Below are 24,953 nucleotides of genomic sequence, written 5' to 3'. Positions count from 1 at the left end.
AGAAGCAGATGTTCGCGATATCGCTGGGTGACGACGACGCGGAGCTGCGGCCGCTGGAGCCGTGGCATGCCGGGGAGTACCTCGCCCATATGGACCGGGGCCGCGAGTACATCGGCCGCTCCATCGGACTGCCGGACCGTGCCACCGATCTCGCTTCCGCCACGGCGCTCCTGCAGCTCTATGCGGACAAGGCGGCTGCCGACAGCGGCCGGCTCCACGGAATCTGGCTGGACCGTGTGCTCGTCGGCGGGGTCCTTTTCAGGACGTTCGACACCGAGTCCGGCAACTGTGAGGTCGGCTGCTGGCTGGAGGAGGCGGCTGTCGGGCGCGGGCTGATCACGCGCGCGATCCGGGTCCTCATCGACTGGGCGGTCGGGGAGCGCGGGATGCACCGTGTGGAGTGGATCGCATCCTCCTCCAACACCGCGAGCATCAATGTCGCCAAGCGGCTCGGCATGGTGCGGGAGGGAGTGCTCCGGGAGAGCAACCCGTACCGCGGCGTACGTCACGACATGGAGATCTGGTCGGTGCTGGCCCGGGACTGGCGCACGCAGCGGGCGTCCGGCGGCCGGTGACCTCGGCCCGCCGGAGTACCGGTGCCGGCGTCGCCGCCCGGCGTTGCCGTACGGGTTGCCGACCGGAGGACGGTCGGCAACCCGTACGGACAGCGGGGTCAGCTGGTCTGCTGCAACCGGTGCAGTGACGCCACCAGCTTGTCCACCTCCTCGGATGTGTTGTAGAGCGCGAGCGACGCACGTGCCGCGCTCTCCAGGCCGTAGTGGGCCAGCGCCGGTTGGGCGCAGTGGTGGCCGGCGCGGATGGCGATGCCGTCGCGGTCCAGCCACTCGGCGATCGTGGACGGGTCGTGGCCGGCGAGGGTGAAGGTCAGGACCGCGATTCTGTCGGGCGCGGAGCCCAGCAGCTCAAGGCCGGGGACCGTGGCCAGGGCCTGTTGCGCGTACGCCATCAGCGAGGTCTCGTAGGCGGCGATGGCGTCCCGGTCGAAGGAGGTCAGCCAGTTCAGCGCGGACAGCAGACCGACCACGCCGGAGATGTGCCCGGTTCCGGCCTCCAGGAGATGCGGTACGGGGGCGTAGGTGGTGTGGGTGAAGTTGACCGACTCGATCATGTTGCCGCCGCCCTGCCACGGCGCCATGTTCCGCAGGATCTCCGGCTTCACGTACAGGGCGCCGATGCCCGTCGGGGCGAACAGCTTGTGGCCGGAGAACACATAGAAGTCGGCGTCCAGGTCCTGCACATCGACAGGGAAGTGGGCCACCGCCTGCGCCCCGTCCACCAGCACCTTGGCTCCGTAGCGGTGGGCGAGTGCGGTCATCTCGCGTACCGGCGGGACGGTGCCGAGCACATTCGACGCCTGACTGACCGCGACGAGTCGGGTGCGCATGGAGAGCAGGTCGGCGTACGCGTGGAAATCGATCTGGCCGTCCGGCCGCAGTGGTACGGGTACCACCCGGGCACGGGTCTCCTTGGCGACCAACTGCCAGGGAACGATATTCGAGTGGTGCTCCAGTACAGGCACCAGAATGTCGTCCCCGGGGCCGAGGTTGGCCCGCCCCCAGCTCTGGGCGACGAGGTTGATCGCCTCGGTGGTGCCGCGTACGAAGACGATGTCGTCCGGTGACGGTGCACCCAGGAACCGGGCGACCGCCGCCCGGCCCGCTTCGTAGGCCTCGGTGGCTTCCCGGGCCATGGTGTGCGCACCACGGTGGATGTTGGAGTTGGCGGATCCGTAGAAGCCGGCCAGTGTCTCGATCACCTGGCGGGGCTTCTGTGTGGTGGCCCCGTTGTCCAGCCAGACCAAGGGGTGCCCGTTCACGGTCCGGTGCAGGATCGGGAAGTCCCGGCGCGCCATCTCGGGCGAGAAGGCGACGTGTTGGCCGGGGAGGCCGGTGGGTTGTCCGGGCTGGGTGGCGGCGGATTGCAGGGGCTGGGTGGTGGTGGGGTGTACGGGGTGGTGGGTGGACCGGGTGTGGGCGGCCGGTTCGGTGCCGACCGGAGCAGTGCTGATCGGAGCAGCAGTGACCGGAGCAGCGCTGACCGGATCGGTGGTGGTCGGAGCAGCGGTGACCGGGTCCGCGGGCGCGGTCGTGGCCGTGCTCATGGCCGACGCTGCCGCCAGTGCCGTGGCCAGTGCCGTAGTCAGTGCCGTGGCCGGATCGGCCGGATCGGCCGGATCTGCGGACGTCAGGTCGCCGGCCGGCGGGTTCGCGGGGGGAGCCGTGTACGGCCACCGGCTCCCGGTAACGTCAGGAATAGTCATGGTAGTTGGAGACCTCGACGTTCTGGAGCACGGCGAGTGCGTCCTCGACCAGCACCGCGGTGTTGAAGTAGGCCGTCATCAGGTACGACGTGACGCCCTTCTGGTCGACGCCCATGTTCCGCATCGACAGGCCGGGTTCCACCTCGTCCTCGACCTTCGCGGGACGCAGGCCCACCACGCCCTGCTCCGCCTCACCGGTGCGCATCAGCAGGATCTCGGTGGTGCCGATGCCGGCGCTGCCGGAGAACCGCACCTTGTCGGAGGGGAGCAGCGGGACCCCGCGCCAGCTCAGCAGCGGACTGCCGAAGCGGTTGTCGATGACCGGGGGCACACCCCGGCGCGTACATTCCCGGCCGAACGCGGCGATGGCCCTGGGGTGGGCGAGGAAGTAGCCGGGCTGCTTCCAGACCCTGGTCAGCAGTTCGTCCAGGTCGTCGGGGGTCGGGGAGCCGGTGCGGGCCTGCACCCGCTGTCCGGGGGCCACATTGTTGAAGAGGCCGAATTCCGGGTGGTTGAGCAGCGAGGCCTCCTGCCGCTCACGCAGGGCGTGCACGGTGAGGTTGGACTGGGCGCGAGTCTGGTCGATGGGCCCGTTGTAGAGGTCGGAGACCCGGGTATGGACGCGCAGCACGGTCTGGGCGAGGGTCATGTGGTACTCGCGCGGTGTGTCCTCGTAGTCGACGAACGTCATGGGGAGTTCCGGTTCGCCGACGTGCCCGGCGCTGAGATCGACCGGTACCTCGGCACCCGGCAGGACGCCGTCCGCCGAGAGGTAGGCATCCATCGCTCCCCGTACTGCCGTGTCACGGTCACACAGCCCGGTGAGCACGCTGCGTTCGACGCACAGGGCCACGCCGGGGGTGAGTGCCCGGACGCGGTACGGCAGGGGCTCGGAGCGGGTCCAGGCGTCGAGGTCGAAGAACTGGCCGTCACCGATCACTTCGAGTACGGCGTCCTCGCCGTAGCGGCCGCTGACCCGCTTCTCGGCACGCCCCTGGGCGATGACCCACAGCTTGTCGTGCGCGTCACCGTCCTGGGCCAGCATTTCTCCGGCCTCGAAGGTGACTTCCGTGAAGGAGCCCGCCAGTTCGGAGAGCAGTGCGTCGTCGGCGTCCCGCAGGTACGGAAGTTCCCGCAGGTCTCCCGGGATGACGCGGGGCGAACCACCGTCGTTGTGGGTGCTGATGCGGTCGTCGCCGAGGACGTAAGTGCGGCGGCGGTTGACGCGGAAGACACCCGATTCGACATCCACCCATGGCAGGGCGCGGAGCAGATAACGCGGGGTGATACCGCGCATCTGCGGGCTGGTCTTGGTGGTGGTTGCCAGTTGCCGTGCCGCATCCGGGGTGAGACTCGTCTGGTCGTTCATCACAGGACCTCCTCGACGACGGGCGTGTCAGGTGGCCGGCACCCGGCCGAGCGACACGCGGAAATCTGATCGTGTGGTCGAGGCCCGTCACCCGCAACCAACCGCTTGACGGCGTTAGGCCGGAAATATTCGCTGTACGAACTTCGCAATTCCGGATATATGTGCGACTGCTGGGTTGTGGGGTGCCGCTATGGTGCGCGCCCATTCCGGGATCTTCGGAGTCGGGGCGTCCCGGTCGCTTTCTCCTGTCGCTCGCCGTACCGGATATGCGACGTGATTTGCTCCCATAACAGTCCTTGGTGATTCTTCAAGGAAGGCTTATGCGGGGGGAGTTGACGTCTTCGACGCCGCGTCAAACCACTCTGCGGGCTCTTTCTTTCTGCGGCTTCTCGCTGCCCCTCGCCCCTGAGCAGATGGCAGGAGCCGCCTTTCCCGGGGTGACGGCCCACGGGAAAGACGGCTCCTGCACCGCGCGGGTTCCTCCTACTGGGGCTTGAAGGAGCGGATCTGGTAGCTGCCCTGCAGATTGCCGCCCGCGCCGGAGGGCGTGGACCCGACGCGCGCGTGGTAGTTGGTCTGCGTGTAGTACTGCACGCGGTGCCGGGTGTTGTTCCATACGGAGCGGACATTCTGTCCCCGCTGGATGAAGGAGCAGTCGTCGGCGGTGTTCGCCTTGCTGGACTGCGACCACTGGCAACGGGTTCCCCCGCCGTTCCAGTCGCTGTAGATGCAGAAGTATCCGGAGGTGCAGTGGAAGGCCGCCGGGCGGGGGGACGTTGCGGGAGTCGCGGTCGCGCTGGGTACGGTCCCCAGGGTGGCGGTCAGAGCGGCCGCGGCGACGACGAACGAGCGAAGACGGCGCATGGGAAGAACTCCTTTTCCTCGATGGCGGCCGGCGAGGGACGGGGTCGCTGCGGACCGGCCGGGATGTCGCGTACGAGCAGGAAAGCCAGGCCGCGCCGGGCCGGAGAGGCAACGGGCGGCCGGCCGCGAAGCGTCACCAGTATGGTTCGCAGCCGCGATGCCCACTCAGGGCATTTCTGGCCTCACCAGGGCCTGTTGGGGCGCGACGGCGCAGGTACCGGGCGTACGCCGCACGCACCTCCACTCACGCGAGGAGCGCACTCGCACTCGGTTCGCAGCCGGCAAGTCCGCCCCGTAGCTGCCGGACGGACGTGCCGGAGCACCGCCCCGTTGGCCCGGATCATCGACTTCATGGGCAGCTGACGGGTTTGGTGTGCCGTGGGGAAGTGCGCCCGGGTATGGCCCCGGTGCGTGGACCGCCTCAGGCCCGTGGGGCCTTTGAATGCAAGGGACATCCGTCCAAAGGGGTGCCGCTCCCGATGGCTGCTCCGTATTGTCAGCTCGCGCCGGAGCCTTCCCGTCCGGAAGCTCCGTGTGGGATCCCTCCGGGCCCGCGATACCTGGCAGTGCCTGCACCGAGGAGCAGTGGTGACACCCCTGATCGTACCGGTCATGATCGTATTTGGAATATTCCTGCTTGCCATGGTGACCGTGGGTATCTGGACGTACCAGGACACGCTGACGTTCTCCGACTTCGCCCTGGGCGGGCGCCGGCTGAGTGCACCACTGGCGGCCCTGTCCGCGGGTGCCAGCGATATGTCCGGCTGGCTGTTCCTGGGTCTGCCCGGGGCGGTGTACGCGGCCGGGATCGGCGCCTCGTGGATCGCCGTCGGCCTGGCCGTCGGCACCTATCTCAACTGGCGTCTGGTCGCACCGCGTTTGCGTACCTACACCGAGCTGGCCGGCGACGCCAAAACGCTGTCGGCGTACCTGGAGGAGCGCTTCGAGGACGGCAGCAGGATGCTGCGCCTGGTCTCGGCGACCGTCATCGTCGTGTTCTTCACCGTCTACGTGGCCAGCGGCCTGCTGGCCGGGGGAGTGCTGTTCGAGGAAATCTTCGGCGGCGGCTTCGAATTCGCGCTCAGCGTCTTCGCCGTGGTGATCGTCGTCTACACCGTCCTGGGCGGATTCCGCGCGGTGAGTGTGACGCACTCGGTGCAGGCCACGGTGATGTTCTGCGCGGCCGTTGCGCTCCCGGTGATCGGTATCGGGCTGCTCGGGGGATTCGGCGCGATGCACAGGCTGCTCGCCCACAAGACGTCGTCCCTGCTGGACATGGGAGCCAAGGCCCATTTCGACGGCACCCGGTGGACGTCCGGTGAGCCGCTCGGCGCGGTGGCCGTCATCTCCCTGCTCGCCTGGGGGCTGGGCTATTTCGGCCAGCCGCACATTCTGGCCCGCTTCATGAGCATCCGCAGCACCCGCGATATTCCGTTGGCCCGCCGTATCGGTGTGGGCTGGGTGGTCGTCTGTCTGGCGGGTGCCTCGCTCGTGGGGCTGGTCGGGATCGCCGCCCTCAACCAGCCGCTGGACAACCCGGAGACCGTCTTCATCGAGCTCTGCGCCCAGTTGGTCAATCCGTGGGTCGCGGGCATCCTGCTGGTCGCCGTGCTCGCCGCGATCAAGTCCACCGCGGACAGCCAGCTGCTGGTCTCGGCGATGGCCCTCACCGAGGACTTCTACCGGGCCTTCGTCAAGCGGCGGGCCTCGGACGCGTCGATGGTGCTGGCGGCCCGTGTGACGGTCGTGGTCGTGGCGCTGGTGGCCTACGTCATCGCACTCAGCGGCGGCGCCGTACTGGATATCGTCGCCTACGCCTGGGCGGGCTTCGGCGCCGCCTTCGGCCCGGTCATCCTGCTGTCGCTCTACTGGCCGCGCATGACGTGGGCCGGGGCGATGGCCGGCATCGTGACGGGGGCGGTCACCGTCGTCATGTGGAAGCAGATCGACCCGCTCCTCGGGCCGCTCCGGTCGGGCATCTACGAGATGGTGCCCGGTGTGCTCGCGGCCACCGCGGCGGCGCTGCTCTTCGGAAAGTTCGTCGGCCGCCCTCCGCGCCGCACCTGGTCGGGCCCCATGGAGAAGCGGGCTGCCGCTACGGTGCCGGCCGGCTGAGTCCGCGGGGGTGGCGGGAGCTGGGCATGGCGCCTGTTTCCGCGGCCCGGCCCCATGGGAATCACGGGCCCCACCGGGCAGCTAAGCGCTCGGCCTAGGCGGCCGGGGAGGGTACGGGAAGGATCCGTGAGTGGGTGAAGGGAAACGGCTGCGATGTCAACGACCGCGGTCGAGTGCCTGCTGAAATCCGCGACGCTTACCACAAGGTGCACTGACAGGTGTGGAGAGTTCGGAGGCCCCCGGTGAGGGGCCGCTTCGTCGTGCCTACTCGAATGCGAGATGCGGCGCCCGTGGGCTTGTTCTGTACGAGTTGCAGGGGGCCGTACGGGTGCCCGCCGTGGCAGTGGACGCGTGGGGCAGAGCAGGTCTGATAACAGTATGCGCAGTCACCTGTTCACAGCGCCGACGTAGCGGCCGCCCGGCTATACGGTGAGGATCGGCAAGTCGCACGTCTGCAGTGGCTTCCGTCTCTCGGTTAATAAGGTCGTCACCACTGCCCGCTGTGTCGACGGTCAAGACACCGGACAGCTGGAGGTGCAATACGGCGGCACGGAGCGCGGAAAGCTGCCTTTCAAAAGCACGGTCTCGAATACCAGCATCAACCGTTTCAATTCCCGTCTCCGCCGCTCGGCCTCACGGTGGAAGCACGATCGCTTCCACATCATTCGGTATTGCCACGCACATCCCACCGTTCTGACAGCCGGAGCTCGAAGGAGCTGACCGCCGCATGGTGACCCTCCATGCCCTGGCCCGAAGACGCACCAGCCCTCGCCCGCACTCCTCCAGCGGCGCCTCCGTCCGGCACACCACCGGCACAGAGGTCACCCTCGCCGGCGCGGGGCTGGTTCGGAAGAGACCGGCCTCCACGTCAAGGCTGGTCGGTTCTCCCCGCAGGCGCGGGGCTGGTCACTGGCGAGGCCGTCCAGCCTGTGGCCGGGGAGCGCGACCGAAGTCTTGCTTGGAGGCGGGCGCGACGTACCGGCCCGTGGGGGTACGCCACGGGCCGGCAGCGACAAGGTGAGCTGAGCGGAGGGCAGCCGAATACGGCTGGAACAGCGATGGCACACAAGCCACCGCTCACGACTGCCCTGTACAGGGCAGTCGAGTCGGGTTCTCAGGCGCTTTCGGTCATGACGTCGTCCAGCCAGTCGTACACGCGGGCGAAGGCCAGACGTTGGGCGCCCGCCTGGCAGTGCGCGTCCGCGCCCAGTGCGGCGGTGAACTCCAGCAGCGTCTTGGGGCAGGTCAGGTGCTCGTGGAGCAGTTCGGGCTGGCCCTCGAAGAACACGTCGTCCGGGGCCGAGCAGACCAGGGTGGGGCAGGTGATCTTCTGGGCGATGCCGTCGCGCAGGTGATAGTCGAGGAAGGTGGCGAAGAGCCCGCGCGGGGTGTCGGCCCCCATGACGTACATGCCCTGGTCGACGAGCCAGCGAATCTTGGGGCTGGCGGCCATGGCCGCCTCCACGGCGGCGTCGAGCTCGGGGTCGCGGTCGGCGCGCAGCCGCCGTTCGGCCTCGGCGCGGTCGAGGGACAGGAAGCCGGTGGCCATGTCGCCCAGGTCGTAGACGCCGTCGAGGGCGATGACGGCGACGAGGCGGTGCTCGAAGGCCGCGGCGCGTGGCGCGAGCAGGCCGCCCATGCTGTTGCCCAGCAGGGCGACCCGGGCGGGGTCGACTTCGGGGCGGGTGAGGGCGTAGTCGAGGACGGGGCCGACTGCGTTCTCCCAGTCGGGACGGAACACCAGACCGTGGTGGTGGCGGGTGCCCGGCTGGCCGGGGCCGTCGAAGGACAGGACGTTGTAGCCGCGCTCGACTGCCGCGGCGGCGCCGCCGAAGTGCATTTCCTCGGCCGTGCCGTCGAACCCGTTGAACATGACCACGGTCGGCCGGGCGGCGCCCGAGTCGTCGGCGCGGTACAGGTACCCCGGCAGCACGGTGTCCTCGTAGGGGATCTCCACCGGCGCGATGGCCGGGGTGAACAGCGCGGCGGCCTGGCGGAAACACCTCACCGACGCGTCGTATGCGTGCAGGATGCGCGGGTCCGTGGCGTCGCCGTGCAGGAAGAACTCGGCGCTTCGGTAGTAGTTCGACGCCCGCAGGAAGGCGTCCCGGGCGCTGACGCGGTGCCCGCCGGCCAGGGCCGTACGTCCCTCGTCGGCCACCCGGTCGGCGGTGGCGAGCCACTCGTCGTGCCAGCTGTCGTAGTCGCCGGCGGTGATCCGCTGAGTGGTCACCACGACCTCCCCGAAGTCGGCGCCGCCGTAGGCGATGTGCCCGAAGGACCGCAGCGTCTCGAACCAGAACGAAGGGTTGTGCGGGAAGAACAGGGGCTCCATCGACACTCCTAAAGCAGTTGTTGGCTGCGTTTAGTGGGACTGTAGGGTCGCGGAAACAGCAAACGCAAGTCTCGACTGCGTTAAAGTGGGGATCATGGAGAGGCAACGAGAGCCGGCCCGCCGGCCCGGTGGCCGGGCGGCTCGCGTCCGCGCGGCAGTGCATCAGGCGGTCGCCGACCTGGCCGGCGACCGCGGATACGGGAACTTCACCGTCGGCGACGTCGCCGCCCGCGCGGGCGTGGCCGACACGAGCATCTACCGCCGTTGGGGAAACCTGGAAGCCCTCCTCGCGGACGTGGCCATCACCCGGCTCACCACGACCTCCCCCACCCCCGACACCGGCAGCCTGGAGGGCGATCTGCGCACCTACGCGGCCACCGCCGCCCGCGACGTCGCCGGGCCGGACGGGATGGCGATACTGCGCCTGGCCATCTCCCTGTCCAACTCCGGGCAGCCGGGCCTGGAGGCCCGCGACGCGTTTCTCGCCGAACGCACGCGCCAGCTACAGGCCATGCTCGACCGGGCCCGGGGTCGAGGCGAACACCCGCCGGACGTCCTCCAGGTGCTCGATCTCATCCTGTCCCCGATGTACATCCGCATCCTGTTCGGCACGGGCCCGCTCACTCCTGCCTACACCGACGAACTGGTCGACCGCCTGCTGTGCCTGCACACCGCCGCCGGAGGGGGGTGAGTTCTCCTTGAGTGCTACCGGGACCTCCGGTATGACCTGCCGTCTCAAGCTCTCGAACGGGTCTCGAACTTGGGGGGAGGGTTGCCGTGGTCTCCGGCGGTCGCGGTGGTCTGCGCGCAATCGTGTGCCGTGTGATGCGCGTGAGCTCTTATCCGGGACTCGGCGGAAGGCGTACGCGCTGGTTCGGGGGCGCAGTGAGCGTTCGAGAAGCGGCAGTGGTCCTCCCCGTACACGCGGAGAGCATGGCTGCCGGCCTCCCCGGGTGTGCCGGTTCAGCTTCGCCGTGCCGCGTCCGCTTTCCGCACCATTTTCGCCGCGTGGTCAGCCGAGTCGGCCACGTTCCGGAGTGCGCGGGAGACCCGGTTGAGGAACTCCACAACGTGCTCGGTGAGGGTGTCCTGCTTGGTGTTGGCGCGGAAGGTGGTGCTCTGGGCCACGGTCGGCTCCTCGGGAAAGGGGGGCCGGGTGTGCTGCGCCCACTGTGGCACCGGGGGCTGACATGTCGGGCGGAACACGACACCCTCCACCCGAGCCGGGCAGGGGGCTCTCGCGTCAGGTGACGCGGCGAGAGGCCGTCAGCGGTGGCGATGGTTCACGCCTCATGCTTCGTGCGGCACGAGAAATGCTCGGGCAGCCCTTCGGGTCCTGGAAAGGGCTTTTCGACGGGGACACGCCCTCGCATGCGCAGGAGCATGCTCAGGAGGTTTTGGCCCTGCGGGACGCCGAGGTCCGCGCGGTCCAGGTCGAGGTCGCGGCCGGCCGGTTCGTAGTAGACGGGGTTGCGGAAGAGGTCTTCGTCGCTGTCGATCTGAAGGTCGTCGTCCATTGGCGCTCCCCGCAGCCGCCACGAGTAGGAGTCACAACGCTACGGGGAGGGTCTGACAATCGGGGCTGAACAGCGGAAACAGGGCGCACTGAGAGACACAGGGGAAGTGGGCCTACAGGGGGCCAGGTCCGCGCAACTTGCCGCTCGTAACTCCTGTGTGGTGAACAGGGAGGGAAGTCCGGGTCATTGCCGGGTAGGAGTGGCTGTGCTGGTGGCGGACTGCCTCGATGGCCGGATCTCCTGCGTTCACTGGCCGGGTTGCGGGCGCGCGCCGCCACCGGTTCGATACGCAGGCCGTTACGGTCTTCGCCTGAGCCGAGCAGCAGACGCACACCATCCGCTGGGACATGTCGGCAGCGATGGCCCCGTCTCTTGGCAGCGCGCCGCAGCGTGGGCGGCGGCCGTGAGCGGGCCTTGAGCCAGACCCCATGCTGACGCCCGACCAGTCCGGAGAGACGGGCGGGGCGGTGCGGCGGTGGCGCTGACCTTGGGGGTTCGCAATTTTCATCAAGGCCCGCGAGAACCTACCGGACGATCCGATGTCAGCGGTGACTGGCAGCATGGCGATCACGAGCCGCATCATCACGTTCAACACCGCAGACAAAGCCGATGTCGTGGCATTCCTCGGGGCCGCCGGGAACCTGACATCTGACCAGCAGCGCAACCTCGGCTGAATACGCGGCTGCCGCCTACTACAGCGCCCTCCAGCTCATCATCGACCGCAACGGCTCTGACCCATCCGACCTGGGCGTCTACTCCAGGCCCAGCACCTTCTTCAGCCTGCTGGACGACGAACTTCGCCGCCTGGGGGTGAGCGCCGACCTCCTGCCCCACGCCCACCTATGCGCCGGGCCGCCCGAAGAGATCCCCTTCTACATCCCGTATCCCGTGGACGGCCCGCACATCGGCATGTGGCCGCTGGCCAAGGCCAAGCCCGCCGCCGACGCCTACCGCACGGTCCTGGGCCAGATGGACGACGGGTTCACCTACGACACCCAACGCCTCATCGAGAAGCTGGAATTCGAGCACGCCGAGTGGGAGTTCGCCACGAAGAACCTCGACTGGTACACCCAGGACACGATCTTCTTCTCCATCAAGGGCTGACGTGCCATCGCCGCCATGGGAATGGCCCTCCATTGAAATCCGCACCGCGCCCGTGCCCTGTGGGCCCGGTCGGTGGTGCTTCTCGCATGGCCGACGACACCGTCGCTGACCCGGCCACGCGCCGGTCAGGCCGGAACGGTGGCCACGGTCTCGCGGATGGCGCGCTGCTGCAGCGCAAGACACACCGTCTGCTCACGCTGCCAGGTGTGCGCAACGCGGCGGCTCCGGGTGCGCCTGACGAGAAGCACGGAGAGGCCGTACAGATCTTCCTGGCCACGGCCGAGGGCGGCGCTGACGTCGACCCGGAGGCAGCCGGCGCCGCGGTGACCGCCGAGTTGGGCGAGTTCCGGGGCGGTGCCGAAGGCACCATTTTCCCAGGGGGCCGGGCTTTCGGCCTGCGGCGACGCCGCTATCACGGCCTGGCCATGGCCCGGCTGCCACACCAATTCGCAGCCACCGCGATGAACTCCCACCGCCTCACAGCCTGGTGGACAGACGTCCCACGAGCCCGCACTCGCACGTCTCACCTGGCAGCCCTCCGGCGCGCCGAGTAGAACTCGGCGGGCGAGGAGTGGAATACAGCGGGCCAGATCCGCCAACAGTGTCGCTTGCTCCGGCGGGGGTTCGTGCGTGGCGGGTCACGACGACGCGCAATGTCCGGTAGGGGCACAGCTGTACTCCGGCTCTCCGCTTTCGAGTACGCGGAGAAGGGGCGCGGTGACGACACGTGCACTACGGCCGATGCGCAGCACACGGCACGGGAACTCCCCGCGACGAACCAGGTCGTACCCCTTGGTCCGCGAGAACTGTGACTCAGTTCACAATGGATCAAGAACCTGCGCGCCGCACCGGGCGTCTGGCTGGTGTGAGATCACGCAGGAGAGCACTGGACGAACTGGACGAGGAACGCCTTGTCCGGCTGGTGGCCAGAGGTGACCGCGGGGCGTTCGACGAGTTGTACCGGCGCACCTCGCCGTGGCTGGCGGTGCGGTTGCGCCGCCGCTGCGCGGATGAGCAGATCGTCGCCGAGGTCATGCAGGAGACCTATCTGGCGGTGTGGCGCGCGGCCGGCGCGTTCGCCGGGAGCGCGGTCGGCGGGACGGCCGTCGGGTGGCTGTGGACGATCGCGGCGCGTCGCCTCGTCGACGCGTTCCGGCGCCGTGCCCACCACGCCGAACCGCCGGTCGCCGCCGCCGAGCGGGCGGTGGTGCCCGCGGCGGAGGAAGAGGCACTCGCCGGGACCGTCGGCGGTGACGTCGGCGACGCCCTGCGGCGGCTGGCGCCGGAACTCCGAGAAGTGCTACGGGCCACGGTGCTCGACGGGCTCTCCATCCGGGAGACCGCCGTCCTGCTCAGACTGCCCGAAGGCACGGTCAAGACCCGCGCCCGCCGGGCCCGGATCGCGATGCGGGAGGCGCTGACATGAGCGGGGAACACGCGTCGAGGCAGTTGATCGACGACTACGCACGTGGTGACGCGACGATGGCCGCGGACACGGTATGGGCGTTGGAGGCCCATCTGGAGACCTGCGCGTTGTGCCGGAGCCACCTGGCGGCCTGTGTGGCCACCGAGGCGCCCGGCATCGCCGCGCTCGTCGACACCGTCCGGGCCGGTCTGGAACCACAGTTGGACGCGGCCGTGAGGGCGCCTTCGCGGCGACACCGCCCGAGGCGGGTCGCTGCCTGGCTGACGCCGGTCATGGCCCCGTGGTGGGCCATGACCGTCCTCGTCACCCTGATGGCGCTGCTGCTGGACGCAGTGACGCGGCCCATGTTCCTCGGCGGCATCTCTCCCGTGTTGGCGATCGCACCCGTGCTGCCGCTGTGCGGTGTCGCCGCATCGTGGTCGCGCGGCCTGGACCCGGCGCACGAACTGACGGCCTCGACCGCCCGAGCCGGCCTGCCGCTGCTCCTCCGGCGCACCGCGGCGGTTCTCGTGGTGGTCCTGCCCGCGCTCGTGGTGGAGGGATGGCTGACCGGAACGATGTCGGCCGCGCAGTGGCTGCTGCCCTCCCTGGCCTTCACCTCCACCGCCCTGGCGCTGGGCAGCGTGGTCGGCGTGACCCGCGCCGCCACCGGGCTGGTGGGCGCCTGGGGCGTCGTCGTGGTACTCGCGTGGGCCACCGACCACGGCCCCGTGGACCTGGAGCGTGCCCTACAGCCGGACCAACTGCCCGCGTGGGGGCTGTTCTTGGCGCTCGGCATCGGCGCCGTGATCGCCCGCAGAAACGCGTACTCAACGCTGTGAAACCATCGTCGACCCTCGCAAGGGACTACCGCATGACGCCCACCACGAGCGCAGCCGACACCGCGCCGAAAACCTACGCCTGGCAGATCCGGGCCAGTGGCCTGAGAGTACGCGTCGGACGGAAGAAGATGGCCGTCGACGGGCTCGACCTCTCCCTGGGCATCGGCACCCACGGCCTCCTGGGGCCCAACGGCGCGGGAAAGACCACCCTGATCCGGACGCTGGCCACCGTGCTGCGCCCCACCGAGGGCGAACTGGAGCTGCTCGGCACCTCCCTGGGCAGGATGGTCGACCACCGGGCCCTGCGTCGCCGGATCGGCTACCTGCCGCAGGACTTCGGCTACTACAAGCGCTTCACGGTGCGCGAGTTCGTCGAGTACATGGCCTGGTTGAAGGAGGTCCCGAAGGCGGACGTCCCCGCGGCCGTCCAGCGGGCCGTGGAACGGGTGGGCCTGGCGGACCGCGCCGACCATCGGATGAAGACCCTGTCCGGCGGCATGGTGCGGCGGGCCGGCATCGCCCAGGCCATCGTCAACGACCCCGCGGTGCTGCTGCTGGACGAGCCGACGGCCGGCCTGGACCCGGCGCAGCGACTGCGCTTTCGCGAGCTGCTCCAGGAACTGGGCCGCGACACCTGCGTGGTCGTCTCCACCCACCTGGTCGAGGACGTCGCGGCCGCCTGCTCCGACGTGGTGCTCTTCGCCGACGGCCGCCTCGTCTTCCAGGGCACGCCGGAGGACCTGGCCGCGGCGGGCAGCACCGATTTCCCGGGCGACAGCCCCCTGGAGCGCGGCTACTCGGCGCTGCTCCGCAACTCCGGGCAGCGGGGAGGCGCCTGGTGACCGGACGTGTTCTGCGCATCGAGCTGAAGCGCTCCGTCGCCCCGTGGCCCGGCATCGTCGTCCTGGGCGGCAGCCTGGCGATCTTCTGTCTGCACGACGGGCTCTGGTGGAGGGGCACCGCGGGGTGGACGGCCCAGTGGACCTCCATGGCCCTGTGGACCCGGTCCCTGCTGACCTTCTTGTGGCCGCTCGCGGTGGGCACGGGAGCGGTGTACGGGCTGCGCGAACCCCGCTCGCGGATGGCCGAACTGCTGACGACCGTGCCGCGGCCGGCCTGGCGCCGTGCGGCGCTGCCGGCCGGTGCAATGGCGCTCGCGCTGGCGTCGGGCTTCGGCCTCCTGGTCCTCGTGGGCGGGGTCCAGGTGGCCCTCGGCCGGACCACCTACACGCCGCTCGATTGGCTGCCGATCTCACTCGTGGCGGCGCTCGCCCTCGTCGCGGGTGCCGTGTTCGGCATGGGCGTCGCGCGAGCCCTGCCCTCCGTGCTCACCCCGCCGGGCCTGGTCTTGTTCTTCCTCATGCTGACGGCCCTTCTACAGCAGAACAGTGACGAGACACTGCCGTCGAGCATCGCGCCGAACCGGCTCGCTCAGCTGCTCCCGGTGACCGCGGAGCCGCGGGAGATGCTGCTGACCCTGTCCGGCTCCGTGCACCTCGGTCAGACGCTCTGGCTGCTCGGCCTGCTCGCCACCGGCTTCGCACTGCTGTCGGCCGTGACCCGCCGGGCCCGGCTGCTCGCGGTGATCCCCGTCCTGGCCGGTGCGGCCCTGGCCCTGCTGGTCCTTCCGGCCGCTGCACGCGACACCTACGTCGTCGACAAGGCCGCCGCCGCCCTGGTCTGCGACGGACCGGTGTGCGTGACGCAGGCAAACCGCTCACGCCTGCCCGAGCTCGCACGGCGCGGCAAGGAGGCGCTGCGCGTGCTGCACGGGGTCCTGGGCGACAAGGCGCCGAACGCGGTGCGGGAGGACACCAGGCTGCGCGCGATCGCCGACAAACGCGAACCCTCCGGCGACGTGGTGCTGGTCGACTTCGACGACCGGCTGCTCGCCGATGCGACAGGTGAGAAACTGACCCGCGCACTGATCGCCCAGGGTCTGGCACCCAGCTGCTACGGGAACAACGACCGGGAGGGCGGGGGGCAAGGCGACGTCCCTGTCCAGAGCGTCGCCGTGAGCTGGGCCCTGCACGATTCCCGGCTCCAACCGCTGGCGGAGAGGGGCAGCGACGCGTACTTGCGCACGATCTGGCCGGACGCCGACGTCGCCTGGCAGAGGCTGACGGCGCTGTCACCGGCCGAGCAGCGCTCGCGGATCGCCGAACTGCACACCGCCGGCCTCTCCTGCGCGGCGGACCACCAGCTTGCGGTGCTGGCGGGGAAGGCGACGCGATGAGGTGGCTGATCCTGCACGCCCGTTCACGGCAGGTGCCCGCCTCGGCCGCCGCGGTCGCGCTCGTCGCGCTGGCGGTGTGGGCCCTCCACGGCCCAGGACCGGTGGATCAGGCGGTGGCGGTCCTGCTCCTCACCGCGAACGTGGCGGCCGCTTCCGTCGGGCTCGGTGGATGGGACGTCGTGCTGGAGAGGACGGCCGCGATCCGGTGGATGCCCCGCCGGGCGGCGCACGTGCTGCTGGCCGGCGCGTGCGCCGGTGCGGCGCTGCTGACGGTCCAGGCGGCGGGAGTGAAGCTCGCCCCCGCCGAGGTCGTCGTCCGGGACAGCGCGGGCCTGGTCGGCCTGGCCGCGCTCGGGGCGGCGCTGTGCGGGGCACAGTTCGCATGGACCCTGCCGACCGGCTGGCTGGCGTTCACCCTCTTCGGACCGTCTCCGGGCGGCACCGCGGGAGACGTGGTCATGTGGATGATCTATTCCCCTGCCACGACGGCGTCCACCGGGACCGCGTGGGCCCTGTTCGCGATCGGCACCGTGGTGTACGCCATCGCAGGACCAAGACGGTAACGGACACGCCCCGCGCCGAGCGCTTCAGCCGGCGAAGCTCATCGGTGCGGCTACGGTGCCGGCGTGAACGTCACGGTCGCATCCGGGCAGCCGGCCGCGATCGTCCGCAGGGCTCTGGCTTTGGTGGGGTCGACGGTCAGCTTCCAGCGGAGTGTCGCGGTGATCCAGCCGGTGGCGTAGGTGCAGGTGGCGTCCTTGGCGGGTGGCATCCACTCGGCGGGGTCCTTGTCGCCCTGGGTGCGGTTAGGGCCCAGGCTGACGGCGACGAGGCTGCGGTCGGCCCCCAGGCCGTTGGCGTACTGCTCGCGGCGCTGCGCGGTCCATTTCGAGGCGCCGGAGTCCCAGGCTTAGGCGAGGGGGACGACGTGGTCGATGTCGAGCTTGCGGGCATCGGTACCAGTGCGGTCGTCGTAGTAGGAGCGCCAGGTGCCGCCGGTCAGACGGCAGTTCTTGCCCTGGCGGGGCTTCTGACCGCCTCGGCCAGCAGGACCTCCTTGCGGGTGTCGCAGCCGTCGTGGTCCGCGTCGGTCCACAGGCGGAACTTGTCCCGTTCGTATCCGGTCCGGGATTCACGGGCCACCGTCAGCCGGCATATCGCATCCGTCAGGTGCAGGGTGCCCTTCTTGCCCTCGGAGGAAGTCGCGCTCGGCTCGACCGACGGCTTCGCGTCCTCATGAGTCGCGGGAGTGCACGCGGCCGTGGAAAGCAGCAGGAGGGGGCAGGCGAGGACCGCCAAGCGGGGCGTGCGGTACATAAGGCTCCCTGGTCATAACGCCCTTGGGGTGCTCGAAGCACTTCTCCGGCACCTGCTCCCACCACCGCGGCGTGAGGTACTGGTTCAAGTGAGCCAGCCCGAGACGTGCAGTGTTGGCGTACCGGCACCTCGCCTGCGCTACCGACGGGCAACCGGCAGTTGTAAGCCGGTTGCCCTGGCCGGCTGCCTCCGCCTGGGCGGAGAGCGCTCCGGGTTCCTCTGCTGTTTATGGCCGATCCGCCATAAACAGCAAGCCTCTGACCTGGCCTGCGCGGACCGCGACGGATTCTCGCCGCCGGCGCACCGATGCAGTATGATCATGATGCAACTTCGGCCCTCGGGCCGGAACCGCGCGTCTGTGGTCCAAGGAAAGACGTCCACCAGCCGGTGGGAGATGCAGGTGCAAGGCCTGCCGGGCGCTCTGACAACGGTCCCTTCTCCGTACGGGGAAGGGACCGTTTTTCCGTGCTTCCACGGGAGCCCCCTCTGCCTGCTGTTCTGATCACCGCACCCCGGGGTGGGGTTCTCCAGCCGGGAGGCAAAGAGATCGCCAGCGGTGCCCGGCAGGCCCAACCAGCCGCAGCCGGTCAACTGCTCGACCAGGCGCTCCGGGTCGGTCAAGCCCAGCGCGGTGAGGTCCTGCCCGACGGGGTTGCCAGTACCGGTGTGCGCGGTGCGCAGAGTCAGCATCAGCAGTCGCGCTTCCGGGCCGGGCAGCGGGGTGTGGTCGGCCACATGGGCGAGGACGGCCCGCGCGTGGTCTACGGGAGCGGCGTCCTTTGCCAGTGGCGGCCGGCAGACCTTCCCGGCTCTCAACAGGCGGGCGATATCGGCCCTCGGTGCCACATCGCTTGCCCCGGCGGATCCCCGACGATCGCTTCAATGAGCTGTTCGCCGCGCTGCGTCACAACCGGGACCGAGCCCTGCTGGCCTTCTGGGTTTCCAACGGGGCCAGGGCGAGCGAGCTGCTGACCAGCCGAGAGCGCGACGCGTTGCCCGGCGAGCAGCTGCTCGGGGTGATTCGCAAGGGGACCAGGGCCTTCCAGCAGCTTCCCTCGTCCCCGGACGCGTTCGTATGGCTGCGTCTTTACCAGGAGGAGGCGTGGCGGGCGGGGGTGCCGCGGGGCGCGCACGAGGCGCTGTGGTGGACCTTGCGGCGCCCCTTTCGTCCGCTGGGCTATCACGCGGCCTGTACGACGCTGAACCGGTTCAACGAGTTGCTCGGCTCGAACTGGACGCTGCACGACCTGCGTCACACAGCCGCCTACCGGATGGCGCGTGACCCTGAGTTGGCCCTGACGGACGTGCAGTGGGTCCTCGGGCACGCGCACCTGACCACCACGCAGATTTACCTCCCTGCCGGCCGTGACGAGATCGTCGAAGCGGTCCGCGCGCACCACGAACGACAGACTCGACAGGCCCAGCTCCCGTCCATCCCCGCCGTCGGCTACAGGCCCGAGTCGCTCAACGACCTGTTTGGAGGCCATCTGTGAACGGCCGCGTCCGGGATATGACCGGCGGCACCACGCAAGGGCGGGCATCAGATCGTCCGCGCGCACCGCAGGCCGCGGGCGGGGCGATGCACCAGGCGCAGGAACGGTTCCCAGCCCGGCCCACCGGGGCGCGATGGGCGATGACTTGTGCGTCCGTCGATGACGTGCTGGCCGTCTTGGAGCAACCACCGTTCTGGGTGCCCAAGGCGCACACCAGGTGGGAGCGCAAGAGCGGAGTGCGTGCGGTCCTGACCTGGCTGGCTGGCTTTCCCGGCGAGAGCTGGCAAGAGCGATGGGAGGCGTCCCCAGCTGCCACGTCCTGTCAGCAGTGGGCCAAGGAGGGACAAGTCTGGGTGAACTCCGTGGCCAAGGTGCGATGGAGGTACGCGCAGACAGGGCTGCTGACGCTTGCCAGCGCCGATGTGCTACGTCTTCCGCTGCTCTGGCAGTTCGGCTATCGCACTTCGCATCTGCGTCCGCTCGTGGAGCGGACTCGTGACGCTGAGGGGGTTGCCCGTCTTCGGGATATCGTCGGCCGGGAACGGTGGGAGTCCATTCAAGGCGGGCGCGCACGCCTGGCACTGGTGCGGATCATGATCGCCAAGGGTGGCGGCCTGGCGGACATCACCCCCGGAGACGCCTTCGAGTACGACACCGAGATGCGCAAGGCCGGAGTCGCCAGCTGCAACACCACCTTGTTCTACTCGTGGCTGCGCGACCTGGGGACCCTTCCGCCCGACGCCCCGACGACCCTCCGCCTGCTCCATCGGGTGACCGGACAGCTCAGTTGCGAGCAGCTCGTTGACCGGCATGGCGTGGCCTGCGCGCCGATCCGTGAATTGCTGATCGATTACCTGGAAGAGCGCCGCCCGAGGCTGGATTACGCCACTTTGGATGGCCTCGCCCGCTGCTTGACGAGGAACTTCTGGTCCGATCTGGAAGCACACCACCCTGGCATCAGCTCCCTCAGTCTGCCGCCCGAGGTCGCCGCAGCGTGGAAGGAACGGATGCGCACCTACATCCAGCGACGGAAGCTTCCCGACGGGACCATCGAGGAAACACTCGTCGAGCGCGCTGACTACGTCCAACTGCTCTTGGCGGTGCGGGCCTTCTACCTGGACATCGCCCGATGGGCAACCGAAGAACCTACCCGCTGGGGACCGTGGGCGGCGCCAAGCCCGATCAAGGAAGCTGAGACCTCAAATCGCAAGCGCCTCAAGCGGACGAAGGCCCGCATGGATCAGCGGACACGCGAGCGGCTGCCCGTCCTGGAGACGTTCGCCAAGGCCGCATCCGACAACCTCCGCCACCGCGCAGCCCAGCTCGAAGCGGTCCTCGCCGCCCCACCCGGCGCAACCTTCAGGCTCGGCGGGACCCTCTTCGTCCGGACCAAGAACGTCACGACCGTGAACGCCCGCGATGAGCAGGGAAAACTGCACCACTTTGCCCAGTCCGAGCACCGTGCCTTTTGGACCTGGGCCGCAGTGGAGTTCCTCCGCCACACCGGAGCCCGCATCGAGGAGATGCTGGAGGTCAGCCACCACGCCATGATCCAGTACCGGCTGCCCACCACCGGTGAGATCGTCCCGCTGCTCCAGATCGCCCCGTCGAAGACCGACCAGGAGCGGGTACTGCTCGTCAGCCCCGAGCTGGCCGATGTGCTGGCCACGATCATCCGCCGGGTCCGCGACCCCCGGACCGGTGCCATCCCGCTCCTTTCCGCATACGACTACGAGGAGCGCACCTGGAACCCGTTGGCACCGCTGCTCTTCCAGTGGGACCGCGGCGGTGAAAACTCCCGCATGACAGGCGAGTTCATCCGGGACGCGCTGGGAGACGTCCTGGACTTTATTGGCCTGAGCAACTCAACCGGCCAGCCCCTGGCCTTCTCTCCGCACGACTTCCGGCGCCTGTTCATCACCGACGCCACCCGCTCTGGCCTGCCACCGCACATCGCCCAGGTCATCGCTGGCCACGCCAACATCAACACCGCGATGGGCTACAGCGACCCTCGGGAATTGCATCAGACGGGCGAGAAGTCGCAGGTCGCTAGCTCAGGGCGACGGGCTGAAGGACTCCAACGCTACTACGAACTAGCCGTCTGATCAGGAATGTTGCCAAATAGATCCCGTCTGATGCGTGATCTGCTCTCCAGAAGGGATGGTCTGGAGTGGTGCATCAGCAGAAGGCGGCCCTGGCCGGGGCGGCTCAGATGGAGCTCGTATCCGGCGTGGTCCAACTGCGTCCGGAGGACGCGATGTTCGACGCGATGCTGCGAGGCTGGAGGTCTCAGCAGAAGTCGCGAGGACTCAAGGATGAGACGATCGAGCCGCGGATGCGGCTGGCCCGCCGGTTCCTCGAGTTCGCGAACGAGTACCCGTGGCAGTGGACACCGGCCCACCAGGATGAGTGGTCGGCCTCGCTGACGGGCGAGAAACATCTGGCGCCGTCGACGATCCGCAGCTATCAGGGCGATGTCCGACTGTTCACCGAGTTCCTCATCGACGCCCGCTACGGTTGGGGGTCGGCCTGCGAAGAAGCCTTCGGGACCCACCCCGTGGCGATCGCCCACGAGTGGAACACCCTCCCTCACCTGCAGGATTACGAGGGAGATCCGGAAGCAAGGCCGTTCACCCGCGAAGAACTGCAGCGGTTCCTCGACTACGCCGACGACCAGGTCGCCCGCGCCGTGAAGTCCAAGCGCAAGGGCGCCCTCGCCGCCTACCGCGACGCCACTCTTTTCAAGGTCATCTACGGCTGGGGGCTTCGACGGACCGAGACGTCCAAGCTGGACGTCGTCGACTTCGGACGCAATCCGAAGGCTCGCCAGTTCGGCCGGTACGGCACGCTCAACGTCCGCTATGGCAAGGCGAAGAAGGGCCAGCCGCCGCGGCGGCGGAACGTGCTCTCGGTGATGGACTGGGCCGTCGAGGCTATCGAGGACTACGCCGAGAACGTCCGGCCGCGCTTCGGATTCCCCGACCATCCAGCTCTCTGGATCACCGAACGCGGGGGACGACTCCAGCCCAGTTCCATCAACGACCGATTCGAGGCATACCGCGACGCCCTAAAACTCCCAAAAGAACTAGTTCCGCTCTCAATTCGGCATTCTTACGTCACCCATCTGACCGAGGACGGAATCGACCGTCGTTTTATCCAGCAGCAAGTCGGCCACGACTGTGACAGCTCCACGGCCATCTACACGCACGTCAGCGACGACTTCATGAACACTGCCTTGAGCAAGGCCCTGGCCCCGGCGTTCGCCGGCGTCTGACGAGGAAGGACCCGATGATGGCCGCCAAGCTCGACTACCACTGGCACCTGCGCAAGGTGATGGCGGACCGCGGGATGTTCTCCACCACCGACCTGCTCCCGCCTTTGAAGGAACGCGGCATCACGCTGTCGTCGAGCCAGGTCTACCGGCTCGTCGTCGAGCGACCCGAGCGACTCAGCCTGAAGATCCTCATGGCCCTGCTGGACATCCTGGACTGCACGATGGACGACCTCATCGAACCGATCTCCACGGCCGGGGCGGCGAAGAAGCCCAAGAAGGCCGCCGCAGGCGGGTCCGCCACATCTGAAGGTGTCGGTGAACTGCGCCCAAGGCGAGCCCGGATCGCCGGAGTTGAGCGGTGACCGCACCCGCGCTCGCCGAGGAAGTTCTCGCCGATCCGGTCGGCCTGATCGTGCGACTGGTCGGCAACGTCGAGAAGCATCTGGACACCGACCACATCCGCGGCATCGTCTGCACGCTCGTACGCTCACGGGCCGGCCGCCGCAACCTCGCCCAGGCCCTGCACGACAACCCGTCGCTGCTGCAGACCGGCAAGCCACCCGCTCCGTTCCGCGTCGCCAAGCTGCTGATGGCCCTGCACGAAGCGGGCTCCCAGTCCACCGCCCTGCCCCACTGCGGCGAGTGCGGACGCCCTCGCCCCTACGTCGGCAGCCGCTCGGGCGGACGGTGGGGATGCTCGCCCTGCTTCGACAAACCCGCCGTCTGCGCGGGCTGCCACCAGCAGCGGCGAGTCGTCAGCCGCGACCGCTACGGGCAGCCCCGATGCGCCAAGTGCCCCGATACCGAGGGCGATCCGATCCAGGAAGTCGCTCAGCTGATCACCGGCCTCGACCCCGTGCTCGACGTGGACACCGTCCGGGCCGCACTGGAGCGGTCCACGAGGCGTCCGGCCGGGCAGCGTCGACTGGCCTGGGCCGTGATCGACCGTCCCGAGCTGCTGACCAACGCCGGGCACGAGGCCCCCACTCCGGCCGTGTTGCGGTTCATCGGCGAACTCGTCGCCGCCGGCGCCACCACCGTCGTCAAGCCGGCCTGCCCGCGCTGTCACGGAGTGAAGGCGCTGTCGAAACTCCTGGACGGCAAGCGGATCTGCCGGGCCTGCTTCGCCAAGCACGCGGCCGTCCCCTGCGCACGCTGCGGCGCCGTCCGTGAACCCGCCACCCGCGATGCCGCCGGACAGCCACTGTGTCCCAACTGCCTGATCCGCGACCCCGTCAACCTGGAAGTCTGCGTCGGCTGCGGGCGCCGTCAGCCGGTCGCCGTCCGCCTCGCCGACGGAGTCCGCTGCAACAACTGCAGGCCGAAGGAGATCCGAGAGTGCGGGCACTGCGGTCGCAGTGCCCCTTGCGAGGTCTCCCGGGCCACCGGGCAGCCCTGGTGCGAACGCTGCCAGCAACGCTGGGCGACCTGCAGCGGCTGCGGCACCGTCGCCCCGGCCCGCGGCGGCAACTGGGCCGAACCGTTGTGCGCGAAGTGCACCAACCCCGACCCCGGCTTCTGGGGACGCTGCCCCGTCTGCACCACCACCTGGCAGCTCAGCCCTCGCCCCTGCCAGCGATGCGTCCTCGACCAGAAGATCCGCGACCTCCTCGGTGACGGCACCGGGGCCGTCGCACCTGAACTCGCTGCCTTCCATGCGGCATTGACGGACGCCGAGCGCCCAGATGTGGCTCTGGCCTGGATCTCCCGGGCAAAAGCCCGGGACCTGCTGGAACGCATAGGCCGCGACGAGCGTCCCGTCACCCACGACGTCCTCGACGGCCTGCCGCCGGGCAAGGTGCTGGCCCACCTTCGCAGCGTCCTCGTCGCGACGGGAGCTCTGCCGCCGCGCGACGAACGCCTCGTCGCCTTGGAGAAATGGATCACCACGACCGTCCAGGCGCGCACGGACCTTGCCGAGCGCCGGATTCTGCACGGTTACACGGTCTGGCACCATCTGCGCCGGCTCCGCCGCCGCGTCGTCCACCAGCACACCACTCAACTGCAGGATATGAACGTGCGCTGCCACGTCAACGCCGCCGACAACTTCCTCACCTGGCTCGCGGGCGAAGGTCTCACCCTTGGCGCCTGCACACAAGCCGACCTGGAACGCTGGATGACCGATCCCGCCTTCCGCTACCGCGACGAGACCGGCCACTTCGTCCGCTGGTCCGGACAGCATCGCCATGCCCACGGCCTCACCTGCGGTGCCATCCGCTGGACCGGCCCACAGGGCACCATCGACAGCGAGAAGCGTTGGGCCGACGCGCGACGCCTCCTCAACGACGACACGCTTCACACCGCGGACCGAGTCGCTGGACTGCTGCTGATCCTCTACGCGCAGAAGATCTCCACCATCAGCCAACTCACCGTTGACGACGTCGACATCACCGGCGAGACCGTGGCGATCACCTTCGGGACTTCGCCCGTCATCCTTCCGATGCCGGTTGGCGCCCTGGTCCGCGCGCTCGTCGCGACTCGACGCGGCAAGGCTAAGATCGGCACTCCGGACGACGCCCCCTGGCTCTTCCCCGGAGGACAACCGGGGCGTCCGCTCAGCGACAGTCAGGTCGGTCTGCGGCTGAACAAGATCGGCATTTGCCCGCAACAGGACCGCTCCACAGCATTGTTCACTCTCGCCGCCGAGCTGCCCGCCGCCCTCCTTGCCCGGATGCTCGGAGTCCACATCCAAGTCGCCGTCCAGTGGCAGAAGGCATCCGCCGGCGACTGGGCTGCCTACGCCGCAGACGTCAGCGAGCGGAAGGACGGCACCATGTCCATGCGCGAGCCGTAACCGGCTC

23 protein-coding genes and 2 pseudogenes are annotated in these 24,953 nt (G+C 69.1%); 15 read left to right on the top strand and 10 right to left on the bottom strand.

Going from position 1 to position 24,953, the window contains the following annotated elements:
- Positions 1–8 precede the first annotated feature (8 nt).
- Positions 9–575, top strand: a complete 567-nt coding sequence (locus tag OHS81_RS00570) for a GNAT family N-acetyltransferase (RefSeq protein ID WP_328381376.1) — start codon at positions 9–11, stop codon at positions 573–575.
- A 98-nt stretch (positions 576–673) separates the two neighbouring features.
- Here OHS81_RS00570 and OHS81_RS00565 read toward each other — a convergent pair whose 3' ends face one another.
- From OHS81_RS00565 to OHS81_RS00555, 3 genes are all read right to left on the bottom strand, one after another.
- Positions 674–2,281 carry a cysteine desulfurase gene (locus tag OHS81_RS00565; protein ID WP_328381374.1) on the bottom strand — a complete coding sequence of 536 codons (1,608 nt, stop codon included), beginning with the start codon at positions 2,279–2,281 and terminating at the stop codon, positions 674–676.
- Positions 2,268–3,650 carry a family 2B encapsulin nanocompartment shell protein gene (locus OHS81_RS00560; protein ID WP_328381372.1) on the bottom strand — a complete coding sequence of 461 codons (1,383 nt, stop codon included), beginning with the start codon at positions 3,648–3,650 and terminating at the stop codon, positions 2,268–2,270. Before OHS81_RS00560 ends, OHS81_RS00565 begins: the two co-directional genes overlap by 14 nt.
- A gap of 483 nt (positions 3,651–4,133) precedes the next feature.
- A complete protein-coding gene (locus tag OHS81_RS00555) occupies positions 4,134–4,514 on the bottom strand; it encodes a peptidase inhibitor family I36 protein (RefSeq protein WP_328381370.1) in 381 nt (126 codons plus the stop codon).
- A gap of 612 nt (positions 4,515–5,126) precedes the next feature.
- On the opposite strand from OHS81_RS00555, the gene putP reads away from it, so the two are divergent.
- Positions 5,127–6,629 (top strand): sodium/proline symporter PutP, encoded by a 1,503-nt coding sequence (gene putP / locus OHS81_RS00550; protein WP_328381368.1) that lies wholly within the window; start codon positions 5,127–5,129, stop codon positions 6,627–6,629.
- 113 nt (positions 6,630–6,742) lie between these two features.
- Positions 6,743–6,844: pseudogene (locus OHS81_RS00545) on the top strand (Lsr2 family DNA-binding protein); the annotation flags it as partial.
- A gap of 899 nt (positions 6,845–7,743) precedes the next feature.
- Here OHS81_RS00545 and OHS81_RS00540 read toward each other — a convergent pair.
- Positions 7,744–8,964 carry an alpha/beta hydrolase family protein gene (locus OHS81_RS00540; RefSeq protein ID WP_328381366.1) on the bottom strand — a complete coding sequence of 407 codons (1,221 nt, stop codon included), beginning with the start codon at positions 8,962–8,964 and terminating at the stop codon, positions 7,744–7,746.
- A 94-nt stretch (positions 8,965–9,058) separates the two neighbouring features.
- Between OHS81_RS00540 and OHS81_RS00535 the strand changes: the two genes are divergently transcribed.
- Complete coding sequence (locus OHS81_RS00535) at positions 9,059–9,655, top strand: TetR/AcrR family transcriptional regulator (protein WP_328381364.1); 597 nt, start codon at positions 9,059–9,061, stop codon at positions 9,653–9,655.
- A gap of 272 nt (positions 9,656–9,927) precedes the next feature.
- Here OHS81_RS00535 and OHS81_RS00530 read toward each other — a convergent pair whose 3' ends face one another.
- Together OHS81_RS00530 and OHS81_RS00525 are read right to left on the bottom strand one after the other, a co-directional pair.
- A complete protein-coding gene (locus OHS81_RS00530; RefSeq protein WP_328381363.1) occupies positions 9,928–10,092 on the bottom strand; it encodes a hypothetical protein in 165 nt (54 codons plus the stop codon).
- A gap of 155 nt (positions 10,093–10,247) precedes the next feature.
- Positions 10,248–10,481 carry a hypothetical protein gene (locus tag OHS81_RS00525; RefSeq protein WP_328381361.1) on the bottom strand — a complete coding sequence of 78 codons (234 nt, stop codon included), beginning with the start codon at positions 10,479–10,481 and terminating at the stop codon, positions 10,248–10,250.
- 648 nt (positions 10,482–11,129) lie between these two features.
- Between OHS81_RS00525 and OHS81_RS37290 the strand changes: the two genes are divergently transcribed.
- Entirely contained in the window at positions 11,130–11,585 is a 456-nt protein-coding gene (locus OHS81_RS37290; protein ID WP_443058823.1) for a DUF7691 family protein, read from the top strand.
- A 125-nt stretch (positions 11,586–11,710) separates the two neighbouring features.
- On the opposite strand, the gene OHS81_RS00515 is transcribed toward OHS81_RS37290, so the two are convergent.
- The gene (locus tag OHS81_RS00515) at positions 11,711–12,058 is read right to left on the bottom strand and encodes a hypothetical protein (RefSeq protein WP_328381358.1); all 348 of its coding nucleotides are present in this window, start codon (positions 12,056–12,058) and stop codon (positions 11,711–11,713) included.
- A 449-nt stretch (positions 12,059–12,507) separates the two neighbouring features.
- Between OHS81_RS00515 and OHS81_RS00510 the strand changes: the two genes are divergently transcribed.
- The 5 genes from OHS81_RS00510 to OHS81_RS00490 are packed head-to-tail and all read left to right on the top strand — an operon-like array spanning position 12,508 to position 16,631.
- Positions 12,508–13,011, top strand: coding sequence for an RNA polymerase sigma factor (locus tag OHS81_RS00510; RefSeq protein WP_018087701.1), 504 nt, complete (start codon positions 12,508–12,510; stop codon positions 13,009–13,011).
- Entirely contained in the window at positions 13,008–13,832 is an 825-nt protein-coding gene (locus OHS81_RS00505) for a zf-HC2 domain-containing protein (RefSeq protein WP_328381357.1), read from the top strand. Before OHS81_RS00510 ends, OHS81_RS00505 begins: the two co-directional genes overlap by 4 nt.
- Positions 13,833–13,864: 32 nt before the next feature.
- Positions 13,865–14,674 carry an ABC transporter ATP-binding protein gene (locus OHS81_RS00500; protein ID WP_262042774.1) on the top strand — a complete coding sequence of 270 codons (810 nt, stop codon included), beginning with the start codon at positions 13,865–13,867 and terminating at the stop codon, positions 14,672–14,674.
- Positions 14,671–16,068, top strand: a complete 1,398-nt coding sequence (locus OHS81_RS00495) for a hypothetical protein (protein WP_328381355.1) — start codon at positions 14,671–14,673, stop codon at positions 16,066–16,068. The genes OHS81_RS00500 and OHS81_RS00495 overlap by 4 nt, the downstream gene beginning before the upstream one ends.
- A complete protein-coding gene (locus OHS81_RS00490) occupies positions 16,065–16,631 on the top strand; it encodes a hypothetical protein (RefSeq protein WP_328381354.1) in 567 nt (188 codons plus the stop codon). Before OHS81_RS00495 ends, OHS81_RS00490 begins: the two co-directional genes overlap by 4 nt.
- Before the next feature lie 50 nt (positions 16,632–16,681).
- On the opposite strand, the gene OHS81_RS00485 is transcribed toward OHS81_RS00490, so the two are convergent.
- The 3 genes and pseudogenes from OHS81_RS00485 to OHS81_RS00475 form a co-directional block, all read right to left on the bottom strand.
- The gene (locus OHS81_RS00485; protein WP_328381352.1) at positions 16,682–16,840 is read right to left on the bottom strand and encodes a hypothetical protein; all 159 of its coding nucleotides are present in this window, start codon (positions 16,838–16,840) and stop codon (positions 16,682–16,684) included.
- Positions 16,841–17,067: 227 nt separating this feature from the next.
- Complete coding sequence (locus tag OHS81_RS00480) at positions 17,068–17,385, bottom strand: hypothetical protein (RefSeq protein WP_328381350.1); 318 nt, start codon at positions 17,383–17,385, stop codon at positions 17,068–17,070.
- A gap of 513 nt (positions 17,386–17,898) precedes the next feature.
- Positions 17,899–18,147 (bottom strand): annotated as a pseudogene (locus OHS81_RS00475) (hypothetical protein); the annotation flags it as partial.
- Positions 18,148–18,224: 77 nt separating this feature from the next.
- Between OHS81_RS00475 and OHS81_RS00470 the strand changes: the two are divergent.
- From OHS81_RS00470 to OHS81_RS00450, 5 genes are all read left to right on the top strand, one after another.
- Positions 18,225–18,878, top strand: coding sequence for a tyrosine-type recombinase/integrase (locus tag OHS81_RS00470; protein ID WP_328381348.1), 654 nt, complete (start codon positions 18,225–18,227; stop codon positions 18,876–18,878).
- Positions 18,879–18,895: 17 nt separating this feature from the next.
- A complete protein-coding gene (locus tag OHS81_RS00465) occupies positions 18,896–20,983 on the top strand; it encodes a tyrosine-type recombinase/integrase (protein WP_328381346.1) in 2,088 nt (695 codons plus the stop codon).
- Between the two features lie 65 nt (positions 20,984–21,048).
- On the top strand, positions 21,049–22,152 hold the full coding sequence (locus OHS81_RS00460; protein ID WP_328381344.1) for a tyrosine-type recombinase/integrase: 1,104 nt from the start codon (positions 21,049–21,051) through the stop codon (positions 22,150–22,152).
- 14 nt (positions 22,153–22,166) lie between these two features.
- Complete coding sequence (locus OHS81_RS00455; protein ID WP_443058629.1) at positions 22,167–22,514, top strand: helix-turn-helix domain-containing protein; 348 nt, start codon at positions 22,167–22,169, stop codon at positions 22,512–22,514.
- Entirely contained in the window at positions 22,511–24,946 is a 2,436-nt protein-coding gene (locus tag OHS81_RS00450; RefSeq protein ID WP_328381341.1) for a site-specific integrase, read from the top strand. The genes OHS81_RS00455 and OHS81_RS00450 overlap by 4 nt, the downstream gene beginning before the upstream one ends.
- The last annotated feature ends 7 nt before the right edge of the window (positions 24,947–24,953 follow it).

The organism is Streptomyces sp. NBC_00400 (assembly GCF_036048035.1).
In the GTDB taxonomy this organism is placed as follows: domain Bacteria; phylum Actinomycetota; class Actinomycetes; order Streptomycetales; family Streptomycetaceae; genus Streptomyces.
Note: the sequence above shows the minus strand (reverse complement) of the source record. Positions and strands in the feature narration are given on the sequence as shown.